Genomic DNA, 18,849 nt, shown 5'->3' on the forward strand with positions numbered 1-18,849 from the left:
GCGGGAACCGAAGCGGTCAGCCCCCGATGGCGATGGCGAAGATGTGCATCGTCACCACGTTTGTCGCCGGCCGGGCGCTGATGTTCGGCAACACGACCGACGCCACCGCCTTGTTCTGCAACCCGACACCCACGTAGTAGATGCAGGCGGCGGTGTTCTGCCGCTGGTTGTTCGGCCGGTTCTGGTACGCCGACACGATGGCGGCGGTCCCCGCGGAACTCGGCCCGCCGTACCAGTCGGGTGTGCTCAGCGTGAACGTCTGCCGGGTGCCGTCGGCGTAGACCACGGTGCCGGTCCCCGACGGGGCGCCGTAGGTGCCGGTCAGGAGGAAGCCGAGGGTGCTGCCCGTGCCGGTCACGCTTATCGACTGCCCCGAGGCGATGGCGTTGTCGGCGGCCCCCGAGCTGACGTTCGGCCAGCGGAAGGTGACCCCGTTGCGGCTCACCGTGCCGCCCGGGGTGGCACCGGCCTGCGCCAACGCCTGCGCTGAGAGCGACGCCCCGCCGCCGTCGAAGTTTCCGACGTTGGTGTTGCTGTCGCTGGTGATGCCGACGTTGCTGAAGCTCTGCTCAAGCGTCGGTAGGGCGACGCCCGTGCTGGTGACCCGGTAGGTGCGCCCGGCCTGCACGGCGACCTCGATCAGGTCGGACTCGATCCGGGTGACCCGGGCCGCCGTGCCGTCGGCGGTGTCGACGACGGTGACGGTGCCGGTGAGGATCCGGGCCCGCAGGCGTACGGCGCCGGCGCGGTCCGGTCGGACGAGGATCTCGGTGGCCTGCCCACTGCTCCAGGTGATGCCGACCGTGTGCCCGCCCCGACCCCGCAGACCGGTGACCCGACCACTGGGCCAGGCAGGCGGCAGCGCGGGCAGGATGTGCAGCTCGCCGACGTGGCTCTGCAACAGCATCTCGGCGATGCCGGCGGTGGCGCCGAAGTTGCCGTCGATCTGGAACGGCGGGTGCAGGTCGAACATGTTCGGCGCGAGCCGGGCGGTGGTGGCGAGGTAGCGGATCAGGTCGTGGGCGCGCTTGCCCTCCTCCATCCGCGCCCAGAAGTTGATTTTCCAGGCCAGCGACCAGCCGGTGCCGTCGTCGCCGCGCAGCGCCAGGGTCCGCCGGGCGGCCTCGAACAGCTGCGGGGTGCCGCGCTTGGTGATCTGGTTGCTGGGGGCCAGCCCGTACAGGTGGGAGATGTGCCGGTGGTTGGGCTCGGTCTCCACCCAGTCGTAGAGCCACTCCATGATGTTGCCGCGCGAGCCGATCTTCATCGGAGGCAGCCGGTCCCGGGTGGCCCGAACCTGCGCCCGGAAGGTGCTGTCCACGTCGAGGATCTCGCTGGCGCGGGCGCACGCGTCGAACAGGTCCCGCAGGATCTGGTTGTCCATCGTGGGGCCGGCGCAGACGCTGGCGTTCGCGTGGTGGCTGAGCTCCGGCGAGTTCGACGGGTTGGTCACCAGGTAACCGAGGGTCGGCTCGGTGACCAGGGTGTTGAGGAAGAACTGGGCCGCGCCCTTCATTGCCGGGTAGTTCGTCCGCAGGAACTCGATGTCGCCGTTGAACAGGTAGTGGTCCCAGATCAACGTGGACAGCCAGGCACCGCCGGTCTGCCACATGCCCCAGAACGCGCCGTCCACCACGGCGGTGGCCCGCCACGCGTCGGTGTTGTGGTGGGTGACCCAGCCACTGGAGGAGCCGTACTGCACCTGGGCGGTCCGCGCTCCGGCGACGGAGAGATCGCGGACCAGGTCGAAGACCGGGTTGTGGCACTCGGCCAGGTTTGTGGTGTTGGCCGGCCAGTAGTTCATCGGCAGGTTGGCGTTGATCGTGTATTTCGAGTCCCAGGACGGGGTCAGCGAGTCGTTCCAGATGCCCTGGAGGTTGGCCGGCTGGGTGCCGGGCCGCGACGACGAGATCAGCAGGTACCGACCGAACTGGAACAGCAGTGCCGAGAACTGCGGGTCGTTGACGCTGTTGTGCTGGGCGATGCGGACATCCGTCGTCTGGTCGGCCGCGGAGGTGCGGCCCAGGTCCAGGGTGACCCGGCCGAACAGCGCCTGGTAGTCGGCCACGTGCCGGCTGCGCAGCTGGTCGTAGCTGCTGGCCCGCGCGGCGGTGAGGCGCTGCCGGGCGATGCCCTGGTAGTCGCCGCCGACGTTGCGGTAGTTGACGTAGCTGGAACCGATGGAAACCAGCAGGGTGACGCTCGTGGCGCCGCTCACCCGCAGGGTGCCGCCGGAGCTGGACACGCTGCCGCCGGTGACTGTCGCGTTGGCGAGCGCGAGGAAGCGGACCTGGCCGTTGACGCCCTCCTGGTTGCCGGAGATGCCGTCGAGGCCGATCGTGCTGCCGTCCGGGCTGGACACTGTGGTGCGTTGCGGGCTGTCGAAGGTGGCGGTGAAGCTGATCGAGCCGGTCCGGTCCGCGGTCAGCCGGATCGCGATGACCTGGTCGGGTGCGCTGGCGAACACCTCCCGCTGGTATCGGATGCCGTTGAGCACGTACGTCGTCGTGGCGGTGGCGGTGGTGAGGTCAAGCGTCCGGTTGTACTGGGAGGCTCCGCTGGCGGAGCCGAAGGCGAGCCGGAGGTTGCCGACGGTCTGGTAGGCCAGCTGGCCGCCGGGGTTGCCCATCATGGTCTGGTTGATCAGATCCTGGGCCTGGGTCCACTGGTTCGCGTTGACCAGCCGCCGGATCTCCGCAAGCGCCGCCGCGCCTCGGGTGTTGCTGGGGTCGTGGGGGCCGCCGGCCCAGACGGTGTCCTCATTGAGCTGGAGTCGTTCCGTGTCGACGTTGCCGAAGACCATGGCGCCGAGCCGGCCGTTGCCGATCGGCAACGCCCGCAGCCAGTCGGTGCCGGCGGACTCGTCGTACCAGAGCGCGAGGTCACCGGCGGCCAGCACCTGGGGCGGCGCCACCGATTCCGCGTTTGCTACGGCCGTCCAGGGCAGCGGCAGGAGGGCACCGCCCGCACCGGCCGCACCGATCTTGAGGGCTTGGCGCCGGGTCAGGTCTGACATCGATCCTCCAAACGGTGACCAATCCGGTCACCCCGATGCGTGACAACTGTGGTAACCGAGATGGGTCCGCCTCCCGGGCACCAGGACCTTGTGGAGCAGGCACGTGCCGGGCCCGAGTCAGCCAGACATCTGATGTGTTTCGCGAAGGTTACTCCGGAGCCGCGCAATAGGCAACGATCGATCGACGGGTACAATCCGCACCACCAGGCCCTGCCGTCAAGGATCATCACCGGGATGCCGGTGACGGGTGGCACGGTCCGGCGCGGCCGAGCGTCAGGCCAGCGGCCGGCGGACGCCACCTCAGCGACACATACATCGGATGTACCGCGGCGAACGGCTGCCGTCCGACACCCGCCCGGGGTCGGCTCGCCGGTCACCCGGCTCGGCGGAGGGCGTGTCGGCGTACGGGTTTCCGGCGGCACCGGTCGGGGCGGGCGGCCCACAGTGCTCGGCGAGCTGACCCCGTCCCCCGGGAGCCCAGCGGCGGCCCCCTTGAGCGCAGCACCGGGCACCGGCGCGGGCGGCGGTACGACAGAATCGGGCCGGTGAAGCTCACCTTCGACGTAGGCGTCCAGGAACGACACGAGGTGTCGTTCTCGTTCGACAAGTTCTTCGGCCGGCTGGCGATCCTCGTGGACGGTCATCCGGTGCACCAGGAGCTGCGGGTGATGTCGGTCGACCTGGTCAAGCGGTACGACTTCCCGGTCGGCCAGCACGAACGGCACGCGGTGCGCATCGAGAAGGAGCGCAAGCTCCTGTTCGCCGGCTTCCGGCCACAGCGGGTCAGGGCCTACGTCGACGGGCGACTTGTCGCCGAGCAGAGCGCCTGAGCGGGTCACCCCGACGTCAGCGGCCCCGGGGTCGGCGCGTCCAGCGCCGTCCGCAGGTGGGTCAGGAAGTCACCGAGCTGCGCCGCTGTCGCCCCGTCGAGCACGCGGCGCATGAGCGCCGAGCCGACCGCGACCCCGTCGGCGTACGCGGCAGCCTCGGCCGCCTGCTCCGGGCCGGAGATCCCGAAGCCGAGCACCACCGGCAGATCCGTGGCCTGCCGCAGTGCCGTCACCACCTGCGCGCCGGCCGCATCCAACCTCGACTGCTCGCCGGTGGTCGCCATGGCACTCACCGCGTAGACGAAGCCCCGGCTGCGGGTGGCGATCTCGGCAAGGCGCGGCGGCGCGGTCGCCGGGGACGCGAGCAGCACGAGGTCGAGCCTGCTGCCCGCCGCCGCGGTGGCGACCGGCTCCGACTCGTCGACCGGCAGGTCCGGCACGATCAGGCCGGCCACACCGGCATCGGCGAGCGCGCCGCAGAACCGGTCGGCTCCGCCGTGCAGGGCCAGATTGGCGTAGGTGAACGCGACCAACGGCACGGGTAGTGCGAGCCTGCTGACCTCGTCGAGGATCTGTCGGGTGGTGACGCCCCGCAGCAGCGCCCGGTGCGACGACTCCTGCACGACCGGTCCGTCCAGGGTGGGGTCGGAGAACGGGAGGCCAATCTCGATGGCGTCGGCGCCCGCGTCCACCGCTGCCCGTAACAGGTCGGTCCAGTCCGCGGTGACGCCTCCGGTCAGGTACGGGACGAGCAGCTTGCGACCGGCCGCCGTGGTCGCGCGGAGTCGGGTCTCCAGTTGGTTCACGACAGCTCCATCAGGGTCGCCATGTCCTTGTCGCCCCGCCCGGAGAGCGTGAGCAGCACCGTCGAACCCGACGGGATCGTGCCGTCGCCGGCGGCCCGGATCACCCAGGCGACCGCGTGGGCGGATTCCAACGCGCAGAGGATGCCCTCGGCGCGGGCCAGCCGGTGGGTGGCGGCGAGCACCTCGGCGTCGTCCACGCTCACGTAGCTGGCCCGGCCCGACTCGGCCAGGTGCGCGTGCTCCGGTCCGACGCCCGGGTAGTCCAGGCCCGGGGCGATCGAGTGTGCCTCGCCGATCTGCCCGTGCTGGTCCTGGAGCACCATGGAGCGGAAGCCGTGCAGCACACCGGGACTGCCGGCGCTGATCGCGGCTCCACCGGCCGCCTCGACGCCGACCAGGCGGGCCGGCGTGTCGACGAAGCCGGCGAAGGTGCCGGCCGCGTTGGACCCGCCACCGACGCAGGCCACGACGTAGTCGGGCGTGCCGGCGACCAGATCGGCGGCACACTGGGCGCGGGCCTCGTCACCGATCACCCGCTGGAACTGGCGGACCATCCAGGGGTACGGGTGCGGACCCATCGCCGAGCCGAGGCAGTAGTAGGTGTCGTCGACGGTGGTGACCCAGTGCCGCAGCGCCTCGCTGCAGGCGTCCTTGAGGGTGCGGGTGCCGGAGGTCACCGGCACCACCTCGGCACCGAGCATCTTCATCCGGAAGACGTTCAGCTGCTGCCGTTCGATGTCCGTCGCGCCCATCACGACTGTGGTCGGCATGCCGAGCAGCGCACCGGCGGTGGCGGTGGCCACGCCGTGCTGGCCGGCGCCGGTCTCCGCAAGCAGTCGCCGCTTGCCCATCCGCTGCGCCAGCAGGGCCTGGCCCAACACATTGTTGATCTTGTGGGAGCCGGTGTGGGTGAGGTCCTCCCGCTTGAGCAACAGGTTGATACCCAACTCCGCGGAGAGTCGCGCCGCGGGCGTCAGCGGCGTCGGCCGGCCGACGTAGACGGCGAGCAGGCGGTCCAGTTCGCCGCGGAACAGCGGGTCCGTCCAGGCCCCGGTGAAGGCCCGCTCGACCTCGACACAGGCCGGAACGAGCGACTCCGGCACGAAGCGTCCGCCGTAGTCGCCGAACCTGCCGAGCGCCGAGGGTCGACGGGGGTCGACCCGGGTGACCGGGCGGGCGGAGCGTAGGAGCTGATCCACGACACATCCCCTCACTGTTCTAGAACGATGAAGTCTTTATAGCAGCACGCTCGACTAGTGTTCTAGACCTGTCACTCAGAAAGTTCTAGAACAGTTGCGATGCGGCACGGGTGGTGGGCCGCCGCCCCTCGCGTCAGCTCTGCGGTGGGCTGCCGCCGACCGCGTAGCTGAACTGTTGGCCGCTCACCTCGCGAATGTTCCTGATCACGACGCTGCTGCCGGCGAGGATGGCGACGTCGACAACAAGCGGACGCCGGTCGGCGTCGCGAGTGATCCGCTCACTGCGCATCGCCGGTTCGCCGGCGGGCAGGCCGAGCAGACCGCCGATGCGCTCGGGCATGAGCACCGGCGAGATCGTCTCCTCGGCCTGGACCGCCACCGCGCCCGCCCGCTCGGCGAGTACGGCGTAGAGCTCGTTGCTCTCGAAGTCGACGCCCTTGAGCCGGCCACCGAGGGGTTGCGGAAGGTAGGACAGCTGATGGATCAACGGAGCGCCCCGGACCACCCGAATCCGCTCCAGTGTGAACACCTCGTCGCCCGCGGGGATCCCCAACCGCGCGGCGATGTCGTCGGGCACCGCGACGAACTCGCGACCCAGCACCCGGGTCAGCACCTCGATGCCGTGCGCGCGCAGATCGTCGGCGAGGCTGCGCAGATTACCCATCGAGTACGGGACCGGCGTGGCCCGGACGTAGGTGCCCTTGCCGGGGAACTGCTCCACCACGCCGCGGTCGCAGAGTTCGTCAAGGGCCTGGCGCAGGGTCATGAGGCTGACCCCGTACTCCTCGCTCAGGTGGCGCTGGCCGGGCAGCGCGTCCCCGGGGGCGAACTCCCCCCTGCTGATCCGCTTGATCAGATCGTCGCGGATGACCATGTACTTCGGAGTCCTACCCGGAATGACGCGCATGCACTACCCAGCCCTGAGTCGCAACGGAGCGGGCCGCGCCGCCTGACGACTGCGGTGCGCCACGTCCGTCTTCCGGGTGCCAGCGTATGGCCGAAACCGGGGTCGATCTACGCACGGGTCTCGCCGTGCGGCGAGGCAGCGGGGCGGGGCGGCGAGGCAGCGCGGCGTCGCGCCCCACCGGCAGGATCCCGCTCACCGCCCCGGTCCGCGCCCACTCCCCCAGCCGCCGACGTTGCCCACCAATCGGTCAACCGATTCTGCCGCCCGCCGATTGCGCACCCCCGAACAGTCGGACTGTCACATACGCGACACGCTTTACCGGGGTCCTTTTCCCAGTAGCACGGCACCCTCGGTATTTGGTCGGTTGAGACGCGCCCGAGACGTCCGGCACAACTGGTTCTGCGCTTTCTTCGGGGGCCGCTGGCGTGCTATGGCGGCGGAAGGCGTTCGCGGCCGAAGCCGTCTTCGCGTACCCGTTCGAGAAACTGCACCCGGTGCTCGATCGGGCGACCGGCGCGCGCGTATTTTTCCTTGATCCGGTCCAGGTAGGTCCGCACCGTGCCGGGAGCTATGCCCAACCCGCGGCCAACCGCCTCGACAGTTCGTCCGCTGCCGTACGCGATAAGCACCTCGCGCTCGCGGACGGAGAGTTGCGGCCGTTCCGGCCGGGCGTCGCGCCCCAGCCAGAACGCCTGCTCGATGGTCATCGGGGTCTCCCCGGCGGCGACGCTCCTGATCACGCCGGCCAGCACGCTCAGGTTGTTGGCCTTCGGCACGTACGCGACGGCACCGGCCTCGGTGGTGCCGGCGATGTACACCGGGTCGGGGATGACCGACACCACGATGACGGCATGTCCGGCGTCGACGAGCTGACGGACGTTGGCCGCCGGGTCGGTGAAGTTCTCCAGGTTGAGGTCGAGAATCACGATCCGCGGCGGTGCCGCGCCCGCGAGATACTCCTGCACCGAGGCCGCCAGCGTGGTCAGGTCGATGTCAGGCAGCCGGCTGATCCAGGCCGACATGCCCTCCAGCAGCATCTGGTCGTTGTCGATGGCACCAACTTCGATCACCGACACCAGGAGACCTCCACCATCGTGCCCTGATCGGGTGCGGAGTCGATGGACACCCGCCCGCCCACCTCGATCACGCAGTGCCGCAGCTCGCGCAGCATCCCCCGACCCGGCGGCACCGCGTCCGGATCGAACCCACGACCCCGGTCGACGACAGTGAGCACCACGCCGCCGTCGTCGCCGACCGCCGTCAACCACGCCTCACCCGTGCCGGCGTGCTTGGCGACGTTCGTCAGCGCCTCCCGGGCCGCGTTGGTCAGAGACTCCTCCACGTCGGCGGGAAGATCAGCCAACTCGTGGAACTGCGAGTGCACCTGCAGCCCGAGCGCCTGTTTGTCCCGGACCACGCCGGCCAGGGCGCTCGCCAGGCTGGTGACCGGGCCTCCGTTGGCGGCGGTGATCAGGCCACGCAGGTAGTCCGCGTCGCGTTGGGCGAGCGCCCGGACCTCGGCCGCGCGGTGGTCGAGCCGGCCCCGGGCGATGGTGCTCAGGGTCGTCAGCACGGTCCGGTGCAGCACGTCGTACTGCCGGGTCCGCTCGTCGAACCGGGCCTGCGCCGCCGCTTCGCGCGCACCGGCGGCGAGCGCGGCTTCGGTAGCGGCGTCCAGGTGTCTGCCGTCGGCGCGCAGGTGCCCGGCGACCACCGCGGCCAACACCGCAAAGGCCACCATGGACAGCACCGTGACGAGCACCGGGCCGAGCGCCTCCGGGCCGGCGGCCAGCTGCCGGACCGATCCAACCAGGTAGGCGACGACCAGCAGGGCGACTCCCGTCGCCGCCACCCACGCCCGGGTGAATCCGGCGACGACGATCGCCGCGCCCATGGCCGGGGGCAGGACCCAGTGCTGCCACCCGGTGGCGCAGGAGTTGACGCAGGCTGCCGGGATCAGCAGCAGACCGAGCATCGCCACCGCCACGTCGGCGTAGACCCACGTCGGATCCATCCGCCGCGCCCGCAGCGCCCGGCCGAAGAACACCACCGTCCACGCCACCGTCAGCAGGTAGCCCGCGATGACCAGACCGGGATAGCGGTACGTCTGGAGGCCGCCGATGAACGGGACCGGGATCCGGACCACGAGCTGGACGGCACGCAGGCAGGCGGCGGCCTTGATCAATAGAAGGTCCACCCGTTCGATGGCCGGCCCATAGAACGGCGCATCCGTTTCTGCCACGGATCGACCCTGCCATACCGCCCGCCACCTGCCCAGTCGGCAATTCGGGGGACACGGCTGGGAATCGACTCCGGTATGGACAATCGGGCCGCCCAGAGCATTGACTAATGCAATATCGGACTGCCAGGCTGGCACGGCCGTCGCGTCGCGTCGTACGTCGGCGGGCACGTCGTACCCTTTGCCACCGCAACCATTCGTCCTTAGCCATTCGGATGGTTCACCCCACTGCTCGGATGATTACCCCATGCCGCTGACGCTCACCATTCCTTGCCATCAGGTTGATGCCGCGGTCCAGGACGCCGAGGACCGGTTGTCCGCATCCGACGGCCGCTCCGCCATGGACCGGGTTGCCGCACTGTGGTCGCTCTCGTTCGCACTGCTGAGCCGCTTCACGTGCACGCATTCGTCGGCCGACCTCGACCGGGCCGTCACGGCGGTCCGCACCGCCCGAGAGCTGGTCCCCGCCGCCCGGCCCGAGGCCCGGACGATGGCGACCTGGCTGGCGATGCTGCTGGGCAGCCGCAACCGGCCGGAGGACGTGGTGGAGGCGATGACGACGATCGAGGCCGTCCAGCGTCGCGTCCGGTCCGCGAGTGTGGAGCACGCGACCCTGGACATGGTGTACGGCGCGCTGCTGATTCCGCAGTACCTGCGGTTCCGTCACGCGGACGACCTGGCCGGCGCCATCGGACGGCTGGAACGCGCCCTCGAGGTGCTCGACCGCGAGGTCGCCAACGACCGGTCGAGCCCGCAGTTGGCCGCGGTGACAGCCCAGGCGGCCGCGATGACACGGTCCCAGCTCGTCGCCGCGCTCACCGCCCGCGAGGGCTCCCCCGATGCCGACGAACACGACGCGGAGCGCATCCGGGCGTTGCTCGCCACCGTCGACCGGCTGTCGCCGGAGGCCGCCTTCGCCGCCGATTCGATCGAGCGGGTCCGCGTTCTGCAGCAGGGGTTGGTGCGCGGCGAGGGGGCCGACCCGCTGACGGTCGCGCGGTCCGTATCCTTCGCGCAGGACGTACCGCACCCCGGCGCGGTGGGGCACCTGACGAGCCTGGGTGAGCTGCTCCAGGACAGCGTGCGCTACGGCGTGCAGGGCGACCTGCACGCGCTGGACGCCCAGATCCACGCGATGGAGACGCAGCGGGCCGACCCGGACCAGCACGACAGCGATCCGCCCTCCACAGTGGCCGGCCTCGCGATGCTCTACCAGCTGCGCTCCCGGACCAAGGCGCTGTCGGACGATCCGTCCGCCGGGCCGGACCGGATCCGGGCGACCGACCTGGCCGAGGAGGCGCTCGCCCTCGCCGGCGGCAGCGGTGACGTGGCCCGGATGGTCCTGGCCGGCTGCAAGCTCGACGACTACCGCCCGGACGGACCGAACCAGCACCTGCTCGACGACGCCGTCACGCTGTTGCGGCGGGCCACCAGCGGCGGCACCCTCAGCCCCGAGCTGCGTCGGGTGGCGCGCGCTCAACTCGCCGAGGCGCTGGCCGCGCGCGGCTGGCGCGACGGCGACCTGGACCAGATCGACGAGGCGGTCGATCTGGTGACGACGCATCGGGACCGGTTCCGGCCAGGGTCGCTGCACCACGCGATCGCCAGCTCCCGGGTCGCGGCGATGCTGCACGTGCGGGCCGAGGCGACCGGGACCACCGAGGATCAGCTGCGCGCCGCTGACGCGTCCCGCAAGGCCGCCACGTGGACCGCCGAGCACAGCCTCATCTGGGCCTTCGACACCGCGTTGGCCTGGGCGGACTGGTCCTGGCGGCGGCGCCGGATGGACGACGCCGGCGACGCCTGCCTGCTCGCCCTGCGGGCCCTCAACCGGCTGGCCCGGGCCCAGCTCAGCCGCGCCCACAGTGAGCTGATCCTGCGTCGGCGCAGCCAGAGCCTGGTGGGCAGGGCCGGCTACGCGCTGGCCCGACGCGACCGGCTCACGGAGGCCGTGGTCGCGCTGGAGTCCGGTCGCGCGGTGCTGCTCTCCACCGCGCTGGAACGAGATCTGGTCGGTCTCTCCGGCCCACGGCACGCGCCAGTGCGGGACCGCTACCGGCGGGCGGTGCAGCGGCTGCACGAGCTGGAGGAGCGGGCACTGCACGCCAACCTGGACCCCGAGGACGAGGAGCGGGCATGAGTGACGTCCCCACCCAGCGGGAGGGCGCGGGCCTGCCGGTCGCGCCCACGACCGCCGAGCCGGCCCGTGGTGCGCCCGCCACGACCAGGGAAACCGGCGGCGGCGGGCGGGCCTCGATGGCGGCCGGCTCCGAAGAGGACAGCGGCGGCCTGCCGAAGGCGGTCTTCGCTCGCTATCGACCGGACCACGACCTCACCACCGGCGGCGAGGCGCACCTGGTGCTGCGGGTGATCGACCGCTCGTCCGGCGAGCGGCGCGTCGTGAAGGTCTATCCCACCTCGGTACGCCCGGACCCCCGGCTGCTCGACGCGTTGCGCCGAGCGGACCGGCGACACGTCGTCCGCATGATCGACTGGGGTGAGGAGACCAGTCCGTACGGCACCGCGCGCAGCTGGGAGGTGATGGAGTACGTCGAGCACGGTTCGCTCGCGGAGCTGGCCGCCAAGCGCGGCGGCCGGCTGGGGCAGGCCGAGATCCGTCGGATCGTCAAGCAGGTGACCGCGGCACTCGCCTACCTGCACGGCGAACTGCGCCACGGCGAGGCGACCGGCATCGCGCACCGCGACATCAAACCGGCGAACGTGCTGGTCCGGCGACTCACGCCGATCGACGTGGTGCTGTGCGACTTCGGGCTGGTGGCCGAGATCCGGGCGACCCGCCGCACCACCGGCCGGGCCGGCACCGCCGCGTACCAGGCACCCGAGACGTGGTGGCAGAAGAGCCAGGACCCGGCGCAGGACTGGTGGTCGCTCGGCATTCTCGTGGTGGAGTTGCTGACCGGGCGCAACCCGAACAGCGGCATCGGCGGCGCCACCGCGAACGAACGGGTCATCTTCGAGCACATCGTCACCCACGGGGTGGACCTGGGCGGTGTCCCGGAGGACTGGCTGCCGCTGTGCCGGGGCCTGCTGACCCACGCCCCCGACCGGCGGTGGGGCGCCCAGCAGGTCCGCGCCTGGCTGGCCGGCGAGACCCCGCCGGTGTACGCGCCCGAGCTGTCGCCGACCGCGACACCGGTAGCACCGGCCACGCCGGTCGTGCCGCCGTTCGAACTGGCTGGCCGGCTCTGCCGAACCCCCGCCGACGTGGGCGTCGCGATGAGCGAGAACTGGCAGGCCGGCGTGGACCTCTTCCTGCGCCGCGAGTCGCACCTGGACCTCTCCGACTGGCTACGCGACAACTTCCCCGACACCGGGCTCCCCGTCGACCTGGTCCGCAAGGCGGTGACCGAGCGCGCCGGCGCGGCCGTCAAGGTGGCCCGTTTCATCTCGTGGGTGGCCCCCGAGCAACCCCCGGTCTTCGAGAACGAGCCGGCCGACGCCCCGGGGCTCGCCGTCCTGGCTCAACGGGCGGCAAGCGGCGACCCGGCGGCCGTGGACGTCGTCGGCCGGATCGACGTCGGGCTGCTCCGTGCCCTCGCCCGCCACCGCTGCCGCTCGCATGCCGACTGCACGGACGGCTGCGCCGTGCTCGGGACCGCCGCCGACCGCCTGGACGGTGTCCGCGGCCTCGTCGAGGAGCGGATCGCCTCGGTCGGCGCGACGGTCCGGTCCGGCGCTGCCGGCGCCACTGGCTGGCCGACCCACGGCGGGCTCCCCGACGTCGCGCAGGCGGCGCCGGTCGCCCGGGCGATCGCGACCCGGGTGCTTGTCGACCCCGGTCACCGCTCGGCGCTGGTGGCGCAGTTGGCCCGGCGGCAGCCGGCCCGCAACTGTGCCTGGTGGAGGGAGCTGCGAGCGGCCGCCGGGTCGCTCGACGACGACCGGCAGCTGGCGGCCGGGGCGGTCGCGGTGGCCCTGACCGGGCTCGCCACCCGCCTCGTCGCCGAGGAGAAGGCCACCGCAGCCGCCGAGAAGGCCCGCCAGACGAGCACGTCGACAGGCGAAGCCAGGGCGGTGGCCGGCGGCAACTGGCGGGCCACGGCGCGGATCGTCCGACGGGACACGGTGAACGTCCTGCTCACCGGAGTGCTGGCCTTCCTCACGACGCTGGCCGCGGTGACGGCAGCGGTCGCGTACCGCTGGTTCGACGCGGCGGCGGCGACCGCGCCGCGCGCGTCGATCGCCCTGTCGGACGTGTACCCGCCGGTGACGCTGGCCGCCATCGCCCGGGTCCAGACGATGTTCGCCCTGCCCCTGCTGGTGCTGCTGGCGGGTCTGCTGGTCCGCCCGAGCACGCCCGACACCGCACTGCGCCTGGCGCGGGCGCTGTGCTGGTGGTGGGCGGTCGCGGTCTTCCTGCTGATCGTCACCGGGCAGGCCCGGTTCCTGCGCTTCCCGATCATCGTGGAGACGGGTGTGCTGCCGGGCCTGACCTGGCTCGACACGTTCTGGGGTGCATCGCTGCCGTACGCGGCGGCGGGCGGCCTGCTGGTGGCGATCTGGCTGGGTCGTCGCCTGGTCAACCGGGCGTGGCGGACCGAGAGGGGCACCCTGACCGGGCCGGTCGCCCGGCGGGTCCGCGGCGGCGTGGTCCTCGTCGTCCTGGGTTTGTATCTCCTCCAGCCGCTCTACGTCTGGAAACAGGTGACGGTGCCGTTCCTGCCGGATCCCACCCAGGTCTGGTTCGTGTGGTGAGAAGGAGGCCATGGTGAGGGGGACGACGCGATGAGCGGAATGACCGGTGGCCGCTACCTGGTCGAGACGGCCGCCGAGCGGCTCGCGCAGGAGCAGCGGGCGCAGTGGCAGCAGTTCGTCCAGGCCCGGGGGGAGCTGGCGGCGCTGCGGGCCGAGGCCGACGCCTACCGCCGCGTCTACGGCAGCCGCATCGCGAAGATTCCCGGCGGGGCGAAGGCCCGACCCGACCAGTCCCCCGGTCGCATCGCCACCGCCACCGCCGACGTCGCCCTGCTGGTTCGCCGTGAGCGGGACAAGCTCCGCGACGCCGTGCTCGCCGCCGCACGCGGCGACGTGGGCGGCCTGCTCGGTGCGCCGCCGACAGCCGCGACGAACCTCGCGACCCGCCGCCGGCAGTGGGACGACTCGCTGACGCAGGCCACGGCCCGACCCGGTGCGACAGTGCCGACGGCGACGCCAGCGGCCGACACCGGTTCGGCACCGGACGCCGAGGCGGCTCGGCATCAGGCGGCCCGCGTGGACCGGGCCGCCGAACTGTTCGCCCGGCTGCCGGCCTCGACGCCCGACGAGGTCCGCAGGTCCTGCGCCGCGGCCGTGGCCGAGATCTCCGCCGGCCCCACCGCGAGCCGGGCCCACCTGCTCCTGCGTGACCTGGAGCGGCGGGTACGTGTGCAGGCGCGCGCCGAGGAGCGGATCGGACAGGTCCGGCGGGACCTGCTGGCCATCGCCGCACCCGTGGAGACCGTGCCGGGAGCGGTGGCGGAGGAGTTCCGGCAGCGCATCGAAGGACTTGTCGCGGAACGCGTGGAGCACGTGCCGGACGGGCTGCGCGCCGAAGCCGCCGCGATCGTCGAGCAGGCCGACCGGGCACGGCGACGCAAGGCGGTGGCGGACGTCCTGCGGCTCGGGCTGACCGATCTGGGCTACCAGGTGGACGAGGGCTTCGAGACCCGCCTGGCGGGCACCGGAGTGGCCTACGCCGCCATGAACGGCGACAGCGGCTACGGCGTGAAGGTGCTGCTCGACCGGGACGATCCGGTCGTGCGTACCCAGGTGGTGCGGGCCGACGGCAGGCGGGCCTCGGCCGCGCAGGACCGGGCGGCGGAGCAGCAGTTCTGCGACGACTACCAGGTCGTGCGACGCCGGGCCCGCCGCAACGGCGTCCCCATCGAGGAGATCGGGCGACGGGAGCCGGGCGAACGTCCGGTGCAGGTGGTCGCCGAGACGGCGATTCCGGCGGCGAACCGCCGCCCCAACGAGCAACGAAGGGAACAGCAGCGATGAGTACGGACGCGGTGCAACGACCGGCCGAGGGGCCGGCCGAGCGGCCGGCGTGGTTGCGCGAGGTTGACCTGGCGCTCTGCGCACACCCGCAGATCCTGCTCACCGGCAACGTCCGCGACCTGTACCGGTTGCCGGAGCCGGAACATGCCGGCCGGGTCCGGTTCATGATGTTGGTCGACGCGCTGTGGACCGCCGCGCAGGGCCGTGGCTACGGCGCGTTGTTGACCTACTCCAGCGGAGTCGGGGTGGAGGTCGCCGCCCAGGTTCCGGAGCAGGGCGCCGCCGCCGTGCAGGCCGTCCTGCGCGAGGCGGACGTCGAGCTCAACCGGCCACTGCACCTGGCGCAGGTGCGTGACCTCATCAGCGCGGTTGTCGACGTACGCCGTAGACGGGCCGCCGGTCCGCCGGTGGCCCTCGTCCTGGTGGACGCGGCGCGGCTGTTCACCGGCGAACTGCTCGCCCCCGAGGAGCGACTGCTCCTCGCCACCGCCGACCGGTTGGCCTACCGGGCCACGCCCGTCGGCAAGGGCTACAACACCATCTTCTGGGTGCTCGACCGCGAACACGACCTGCCGTCGTGGTTCGCCACCGGCAACCACACCCTGCGCGTCACAGCGATTCCCGAACCCGACCTGGAGGTGCGGCTCAGGACCGCCAACGACCTGGTGGCGGGCCTACCCGGCATGCCGCAGGACCCGACGGAGCGCGCCGCCGTCAGCAGACGGTTCGCCGAGGTCAGCCACGGCATGCGGCTTCGCAGCATGCGGGACGTGGTACGGCTGGCGACGGCCGCCGGCATTCCCGGCCCCCGGGTGGACGACGCGGTTCGCGCGTTCCGGGTCGGCGTGCCGGACAACCCGTGGCAGAGTGCCGCCCTGCGGGAGCGGCTGCGGACCGCACCTGACACGTTGGGCAGCCGCGTGCTGGGCCAGCCCGACGCCGTACGCCGGGTGCTTGACATCCTGGCCCGCTCGGTGACCGGTCTGGCCGGCGCGCACACCGGCGGCCACGCCAAGCCGCGCGGGGTCCTCTTCTTCGCCGGCCCGACCGGGGTCGGCAAGACGGAGCTGGCCAAGGCGCTCGCCGAGCTGTTGTTCGGCGACGAGCACGCCTACCTGCGCTTCGACATGAGCGAGTTCGCCGCCGAACACACCGAGGCCCGGTTGATCGGTGCGCCACCGGGCTTCATCGGCCACGACGCGGGTGGGGAGCTGACCAACGGGATCCGGCAGCAGCCGTTCCGGGTCGTGCTGTTCGACGAGATCGAGAAGGCGCATCCCCGGCTGCTTGACAAGTTCCTGCAGATCCTCGACGACGGCCGGCTCACCGACGGTCGGGGTGGCACTGTCTACTTCACCGAGGCGCTCATCGTCTTCACCACGAACCTCGGCATCGTCATCCAGGACGAGGACGGCAAACCGAAGGAGAACGTCACCTCGGCGCAGGAGCTGCCCGAGATCGAGCAGGGCGTGCGGCACTACATCGAGATCTTCTTCCGGCATTTGCTGCGCCGCCCCGAACTCTTCAACCGGGTTCAGCAGAGCATCGTGGTCTTCGACTTCCTCCGCCCGGAGGTGGCGGTCGAGATCGCGGACCGGGCGATCGACCACGTCGCCGAGACGGTGAACCGGGTCTTCGGGGCCCATCTGGAGTTCGCCGCCGAGGCCCGCGAGGAGTTGCACAAGGAGGCGACCTACGACCTGTCGAACGGCGGGCGGGGCATCGTGACCACCATCGAGAGCATCCTGGTGAACCCACTCGCCCGGGAACTGTTCGCGAACCCACCCGCCGTCGGCCAGACCCTGCACGTCGAGGCCGTCGTACAGGACGGGCAGAACCGGGCGCTGGTGATGACGTGAAGCTGCGACTGGCCCGCCTGCACCATCCGGTGACCGCGCTCGGTCCGGGGCGACGGATCGGCATCTGGTTGCAGGGCTGCGACATCGGTTGCCCCGGATGCGCCTCCCGGGACACCTGGGTGGCCGAGGCACGCCACGATACCGACGTCGACGACGTGCTGGGCTGGATCGAGGCCCGGGACCCGGCACTGATCGACGGCGTCACCATCACCGGCGGCGAGCCGTCGGAGCAGCCGGACGCCCTCGCCGAACTCGTCACCGGTCTCCACCGACTCGGCGCGGGGCGCGACTGGGACATCCTCTGCTACACCGGGGTCGAGCTGACCGCGTTCCGGGAGCGTTGCCCCGCCGCGTACCCGCTCATCGACGCGATGATCACCGGGCCGTTCCGGGCGGCCGAGCCGACCGACCTGCTCTGGCGGGGCTCGGCCAACCAACAACTCGTCCCGGGTACGCCGTTGGGCCGGCAACGCTACGGCCACCTGATCGGGGCGCGCCGACAACGACCCCAGGTGCAGGTGCAGGTCGACGACGAGCAGATCTGGCTGATCGGCATCCCGGGCCGGGGGGATCTCGCCCGCATCCACCGCGACCTGCGGCGGCAGGGCATCCGACTGGAGGAGGTTTCATGGCGGCCCTGAGCTGCCCCAACCACGGCCCCCAACCGGCCGGTGGCACGTTCTGTCCGGAGTGCATGGAGGTGCTGGTGCCGGAGACGGCCCTCGCCACCGAACCGGTCTGCCCGGTCCCCGGGTGCGACAACCCGGTGGACGCCGCCGGTGGCTGCCCGTTGCACGACCTCGGCACGATGGCCACCGAGGTGGCGAGCTACGCCGAGCATCAGCAGGTGCCGACGGGCGCGGTGCCGGCGACCACCCGGGAGGCCGCACCGGGTGGCACCGCCTTCCACCTGGAGTTCCCGTTCGGACCGGTCCCGATCGGGCACGGCGAGCTGCGCATCGGCCGAGCCGACGACCTCGGCGACATCGCCGCCCGGCTCCGCGATCACGGCAACGTCTCCAGACAACACGCCCTGCTCTGGGTGGAGGACGGCGAGCTGTACGTGCGCGACCTCAACTCGACGAACGGCACCTACGTCAACGACCGCCAACTCGACCCACGCACCAGGCAGCGCCTGTCCGACGGAGACGAACTGCGTCTGGCGAGCACCGTCCGGGTGCGGGTACGCAGGACCGGAGGACAGCGATGACGACGACAGCACCCCCACCGCACCCCCACGCGTACGCGACGGTGCACGCCTGCGCCGTCACCGCCCGCGGCGCGGTCCGTCCGATCAACGAGGACGCCGTCCTGCTCTTCGACTGGATCAGCCAGTCCCCCCGGGCACGGATCACCGAGTTGGTCGCCGACTGGACGCCACCGCTGGTCTGCGCCGTCGCGGACGGCCTCGGTGGGCATCCGGCAGGTGAGCTGGCCAGCCGGCTCGTCCTCGCCGACCTCGCCGCCCGGTACATAGCCTGGGACTGCCCGCAGGCCATCCACGACGGGCTGGTCACCATCGGTCGGGTGCTGCACGAGGCGGCCACCCGCGCCCCCGGGACCGTGGGAATGCGCACCACGATCGCCGGCATCCTGCTCACCGCGCACGGCAGCTACGCGTTCAACGTCGGCGACAGCCGGGTCTACCGCCTCACCGACGGCTACCTGGAACAACTCAGCATCGACGACGCGGCGTCCAGCACCACAGTGACACAGGCTCTCGGCGATCCACCCGAGGATCCACTGGTGCCGCACGTCTCGCTCACGCCGTTGGACCCGGCCGGTGGCCGTTTCCTGTTGTGCACCGACGGCGTCCACGGTCAACTCGACGAGCAGCACCTACGCCGCCTCTGCCGCGAACCCGATGCCCGCGACGTGGTCGAGCGGCTCCGCGACGAGGTGTACGCCGCGGGCGCCACCGACAACCTGGCCGCCGTCGTCGTCGACCTGCACACCCACCCGAACCCGCCGGCCGAAGCCCCGATGGGGTGAA

14 protein-coding genes are annotated in these 18,849 nt (G+C 71.7%); 8 read left to right on the plus strand and 6 right to left on the minus strand.

Features of this window, described 5'->3' with window-relative positions:
* Positions 1–16 precede the first annotated feature (16 nt).
* The gene (locus AB0B85_RS17010) at positions 17–3,016 is read right to left on the minus strand and encodes a glycoside hydrolase family 95 protein (RefSeq protein WP_357408192.1); all 3,000 of its coding nucleotides are present in this window, start codon (positions 3,014–3,016) and stop codon (positions 17–19) included.
* Between the two features lie 545 nt (positions 3,017–3,561).
* Here AB0B85_RS17010 and AB0B85_RS17015 point away from each other — a divergent pair.
* Positions 3,562–3,846, plus strand: coding sequence for a hypothetical protein (locus AB0B85_RS17015; protein ID WP_357408194.1), 285 nt, complete (start codon positions 3,562–3,564; stop codon positions 3,844–3,846).
* Positions 3,847–3,851: 5 nt separating this feature from the next.
* Here the strand turns inward: AB0B85_RS17015 and trpA are convergent, their stop codons facing one another.
* The 5 genes from trpA to AB0B85_RS17040 form a co-directional block, all read right to left on the minus strand.
* Positions 3,852–4,652, minus strand: a complete 801-nt coding sequence (gene trpA, locus AB0B85_RS17020) for a tryptophan synthase subunit alpha (RefSeq protein WP_357408196.1) — start codon at positions 4,650–4,652, stop codon at positions 3,852–3,854.
* Positions 4,649–5,851 (minus strand): tryptophan synthase subunit beta, encoded by a 1,203-nt coding sequence (trpB, locus tag AB0B85_RS17025; protein WP_357408198.1) that lies wholly within the window; start codon positions 5,849–5,851, stop codon positions 4,649–4,651. The genes trpA and trpB overlap by 4 nt, the downstream gene beginning before the upstream one ends.
* A 133-nt stretch (positions 5,852–5,984) precedes the next feature.
* Positions 5,985–6,758: a GntR family transcriptional regulator gene (locus AB0B85_RS17030; protein ID WP_357408200.1), complete on the minus strand. Its 774-nt coding sequence runs from the start codon at positions 6,756–6,758 to the stop codon at positions 5,985–5,987.
* Positions 6,759–7,186: 428 nt separating this feature from the next.
* The gene (locus tag AB0B85_RS17035; protein WP_357408202.1) at positions 7,187–7,834 is read right to left on the minus strand and encodes a response regulator transcription factor; all 648 of its coding nucleotides are present in this window, start codon (positions 7,832–7,834) and stop codon (positions 7,187–7,189) included.
* Positions 7,825–9,000 (minus strand): ATP-binding protein, encoded by a 1,176-nt coding sequence (locus AB0B85_RS17040; RefSeq protein WP_357408204.1) that lies wholly within the window; start codon positions 8,998–9,000, stop codon positions 7,825–7,827. The genes AB0B85_RS17035 and AB0B85_RS17040 overlap by 10 nt, the downstream gene beginning before the upstream one ends.
* 244 nt (positions 9,001–9,244) lie before the next feature.
* Between AB0B85_RS17040 and AB0B85_RS17045 the strand changes: the two genes are divergently transcribed.
* The 7 genes from AB0B85_RS17045 to AB0B85_RS17075 are packed head-to-tail and all read left to right on the plus strand — an operon-like array spanning position 9,245 to position 18,848.
* Entirely contained in the window at positions 9,245–11,137 is a 1,893-nt protein-coding gene (locus AB0B85_RS17045) for a hypothetical protein (RefSeq protein WP_357408206.1), read from the plus strand.
* A complete protein-coding gene (locus AB0B85_RS17050; protein WP_357408208.1) occupies positions 11,134–13,713 on the plus strand; it encodes a protein kinase in 2,580 nt (859 codons plus the stop codon). The genes AB0B85_RS17045 and AB0B85_RS17050 overlap by 4 nt, the downstream gene beginning before the upstream one ends.
* Before the next feature lie 30 nt (positions 13,714–13,743).
* On the plus strand, positions 13,744–14,997 hold the full coding sequence (locus AB0B85_RS17055) for a hypothetical protein (protein ID WP_357408210.1): 1,254 nt from the start codon (positions 13,744–13,746) through the stop codon (positions 14,995–14,997).
* Entirely contained in the window at positions 14,994–16,856 is a 1,863-nt protein-coding gene (locus AB0B85_RS17060) for an AAA family ATPase (RefSeq protein ID WP_357408212.1), read from the plus strand. Before AB0B85_RS17055 ends, AB0B85_RS17060 begins: the two co-directional genes overlap by 4 nt.
* A complete protein-coding gene (locus AB0B85_RS17065; RefSeq protein WP_357408214.1) occupies positions 16,853–17,497 on the plus strand; it encodes a 4Fe-4S single cluster domain-containing protein in 645 nt (214 codons plus the stop codon). The genes AB0B85_RS17060 and AB0B85_RS17065 overlap by 4 nt, the downstream gene beginning before the upstream one ends.
* Positions 17,485–18,066: an FHA domain-containing protein gene (locus AB0B85_RS17070; protein WP_357408216.1), complete on the plus strand. Its 582-nt coding sequence runs from the start codon at positions 17,485–17,487 to the stop codon at positions 18,064–18,066. The genes AB0B85_RS17065 and AB0B85_RS17070 overlap by 13 nt, the downstream gene beginning before the upstream one ends.
* Positions 18,063–18,848 carry a PP2C family serine/threonine-protein phosphatase gene (locus AB0B85_RS17075; RefSeq protein WP_357408218.1) on the plus strand — a complete coding sequence of 262 codons (786 nt, stop codon included), beginning with the start codon at positions 18,063–18,065 and terminating at the stop codon, positions 18,846–18,848. Before AB0B85_RS17070 ends, AB0B85_RS17075 begins: the two co-directional genes overlap by 4 nt.
* Position 18,849: the final 1 nt, after the last annotated feature.

Source organism: Micromonospora sp. NPDC049044 (assembly GCF_040649215.1).
GTDB lineage: Bacteria > Actinomycetota > Actinomycetes > Mycobacteriales > Micromonosporaceae > Micromonospora.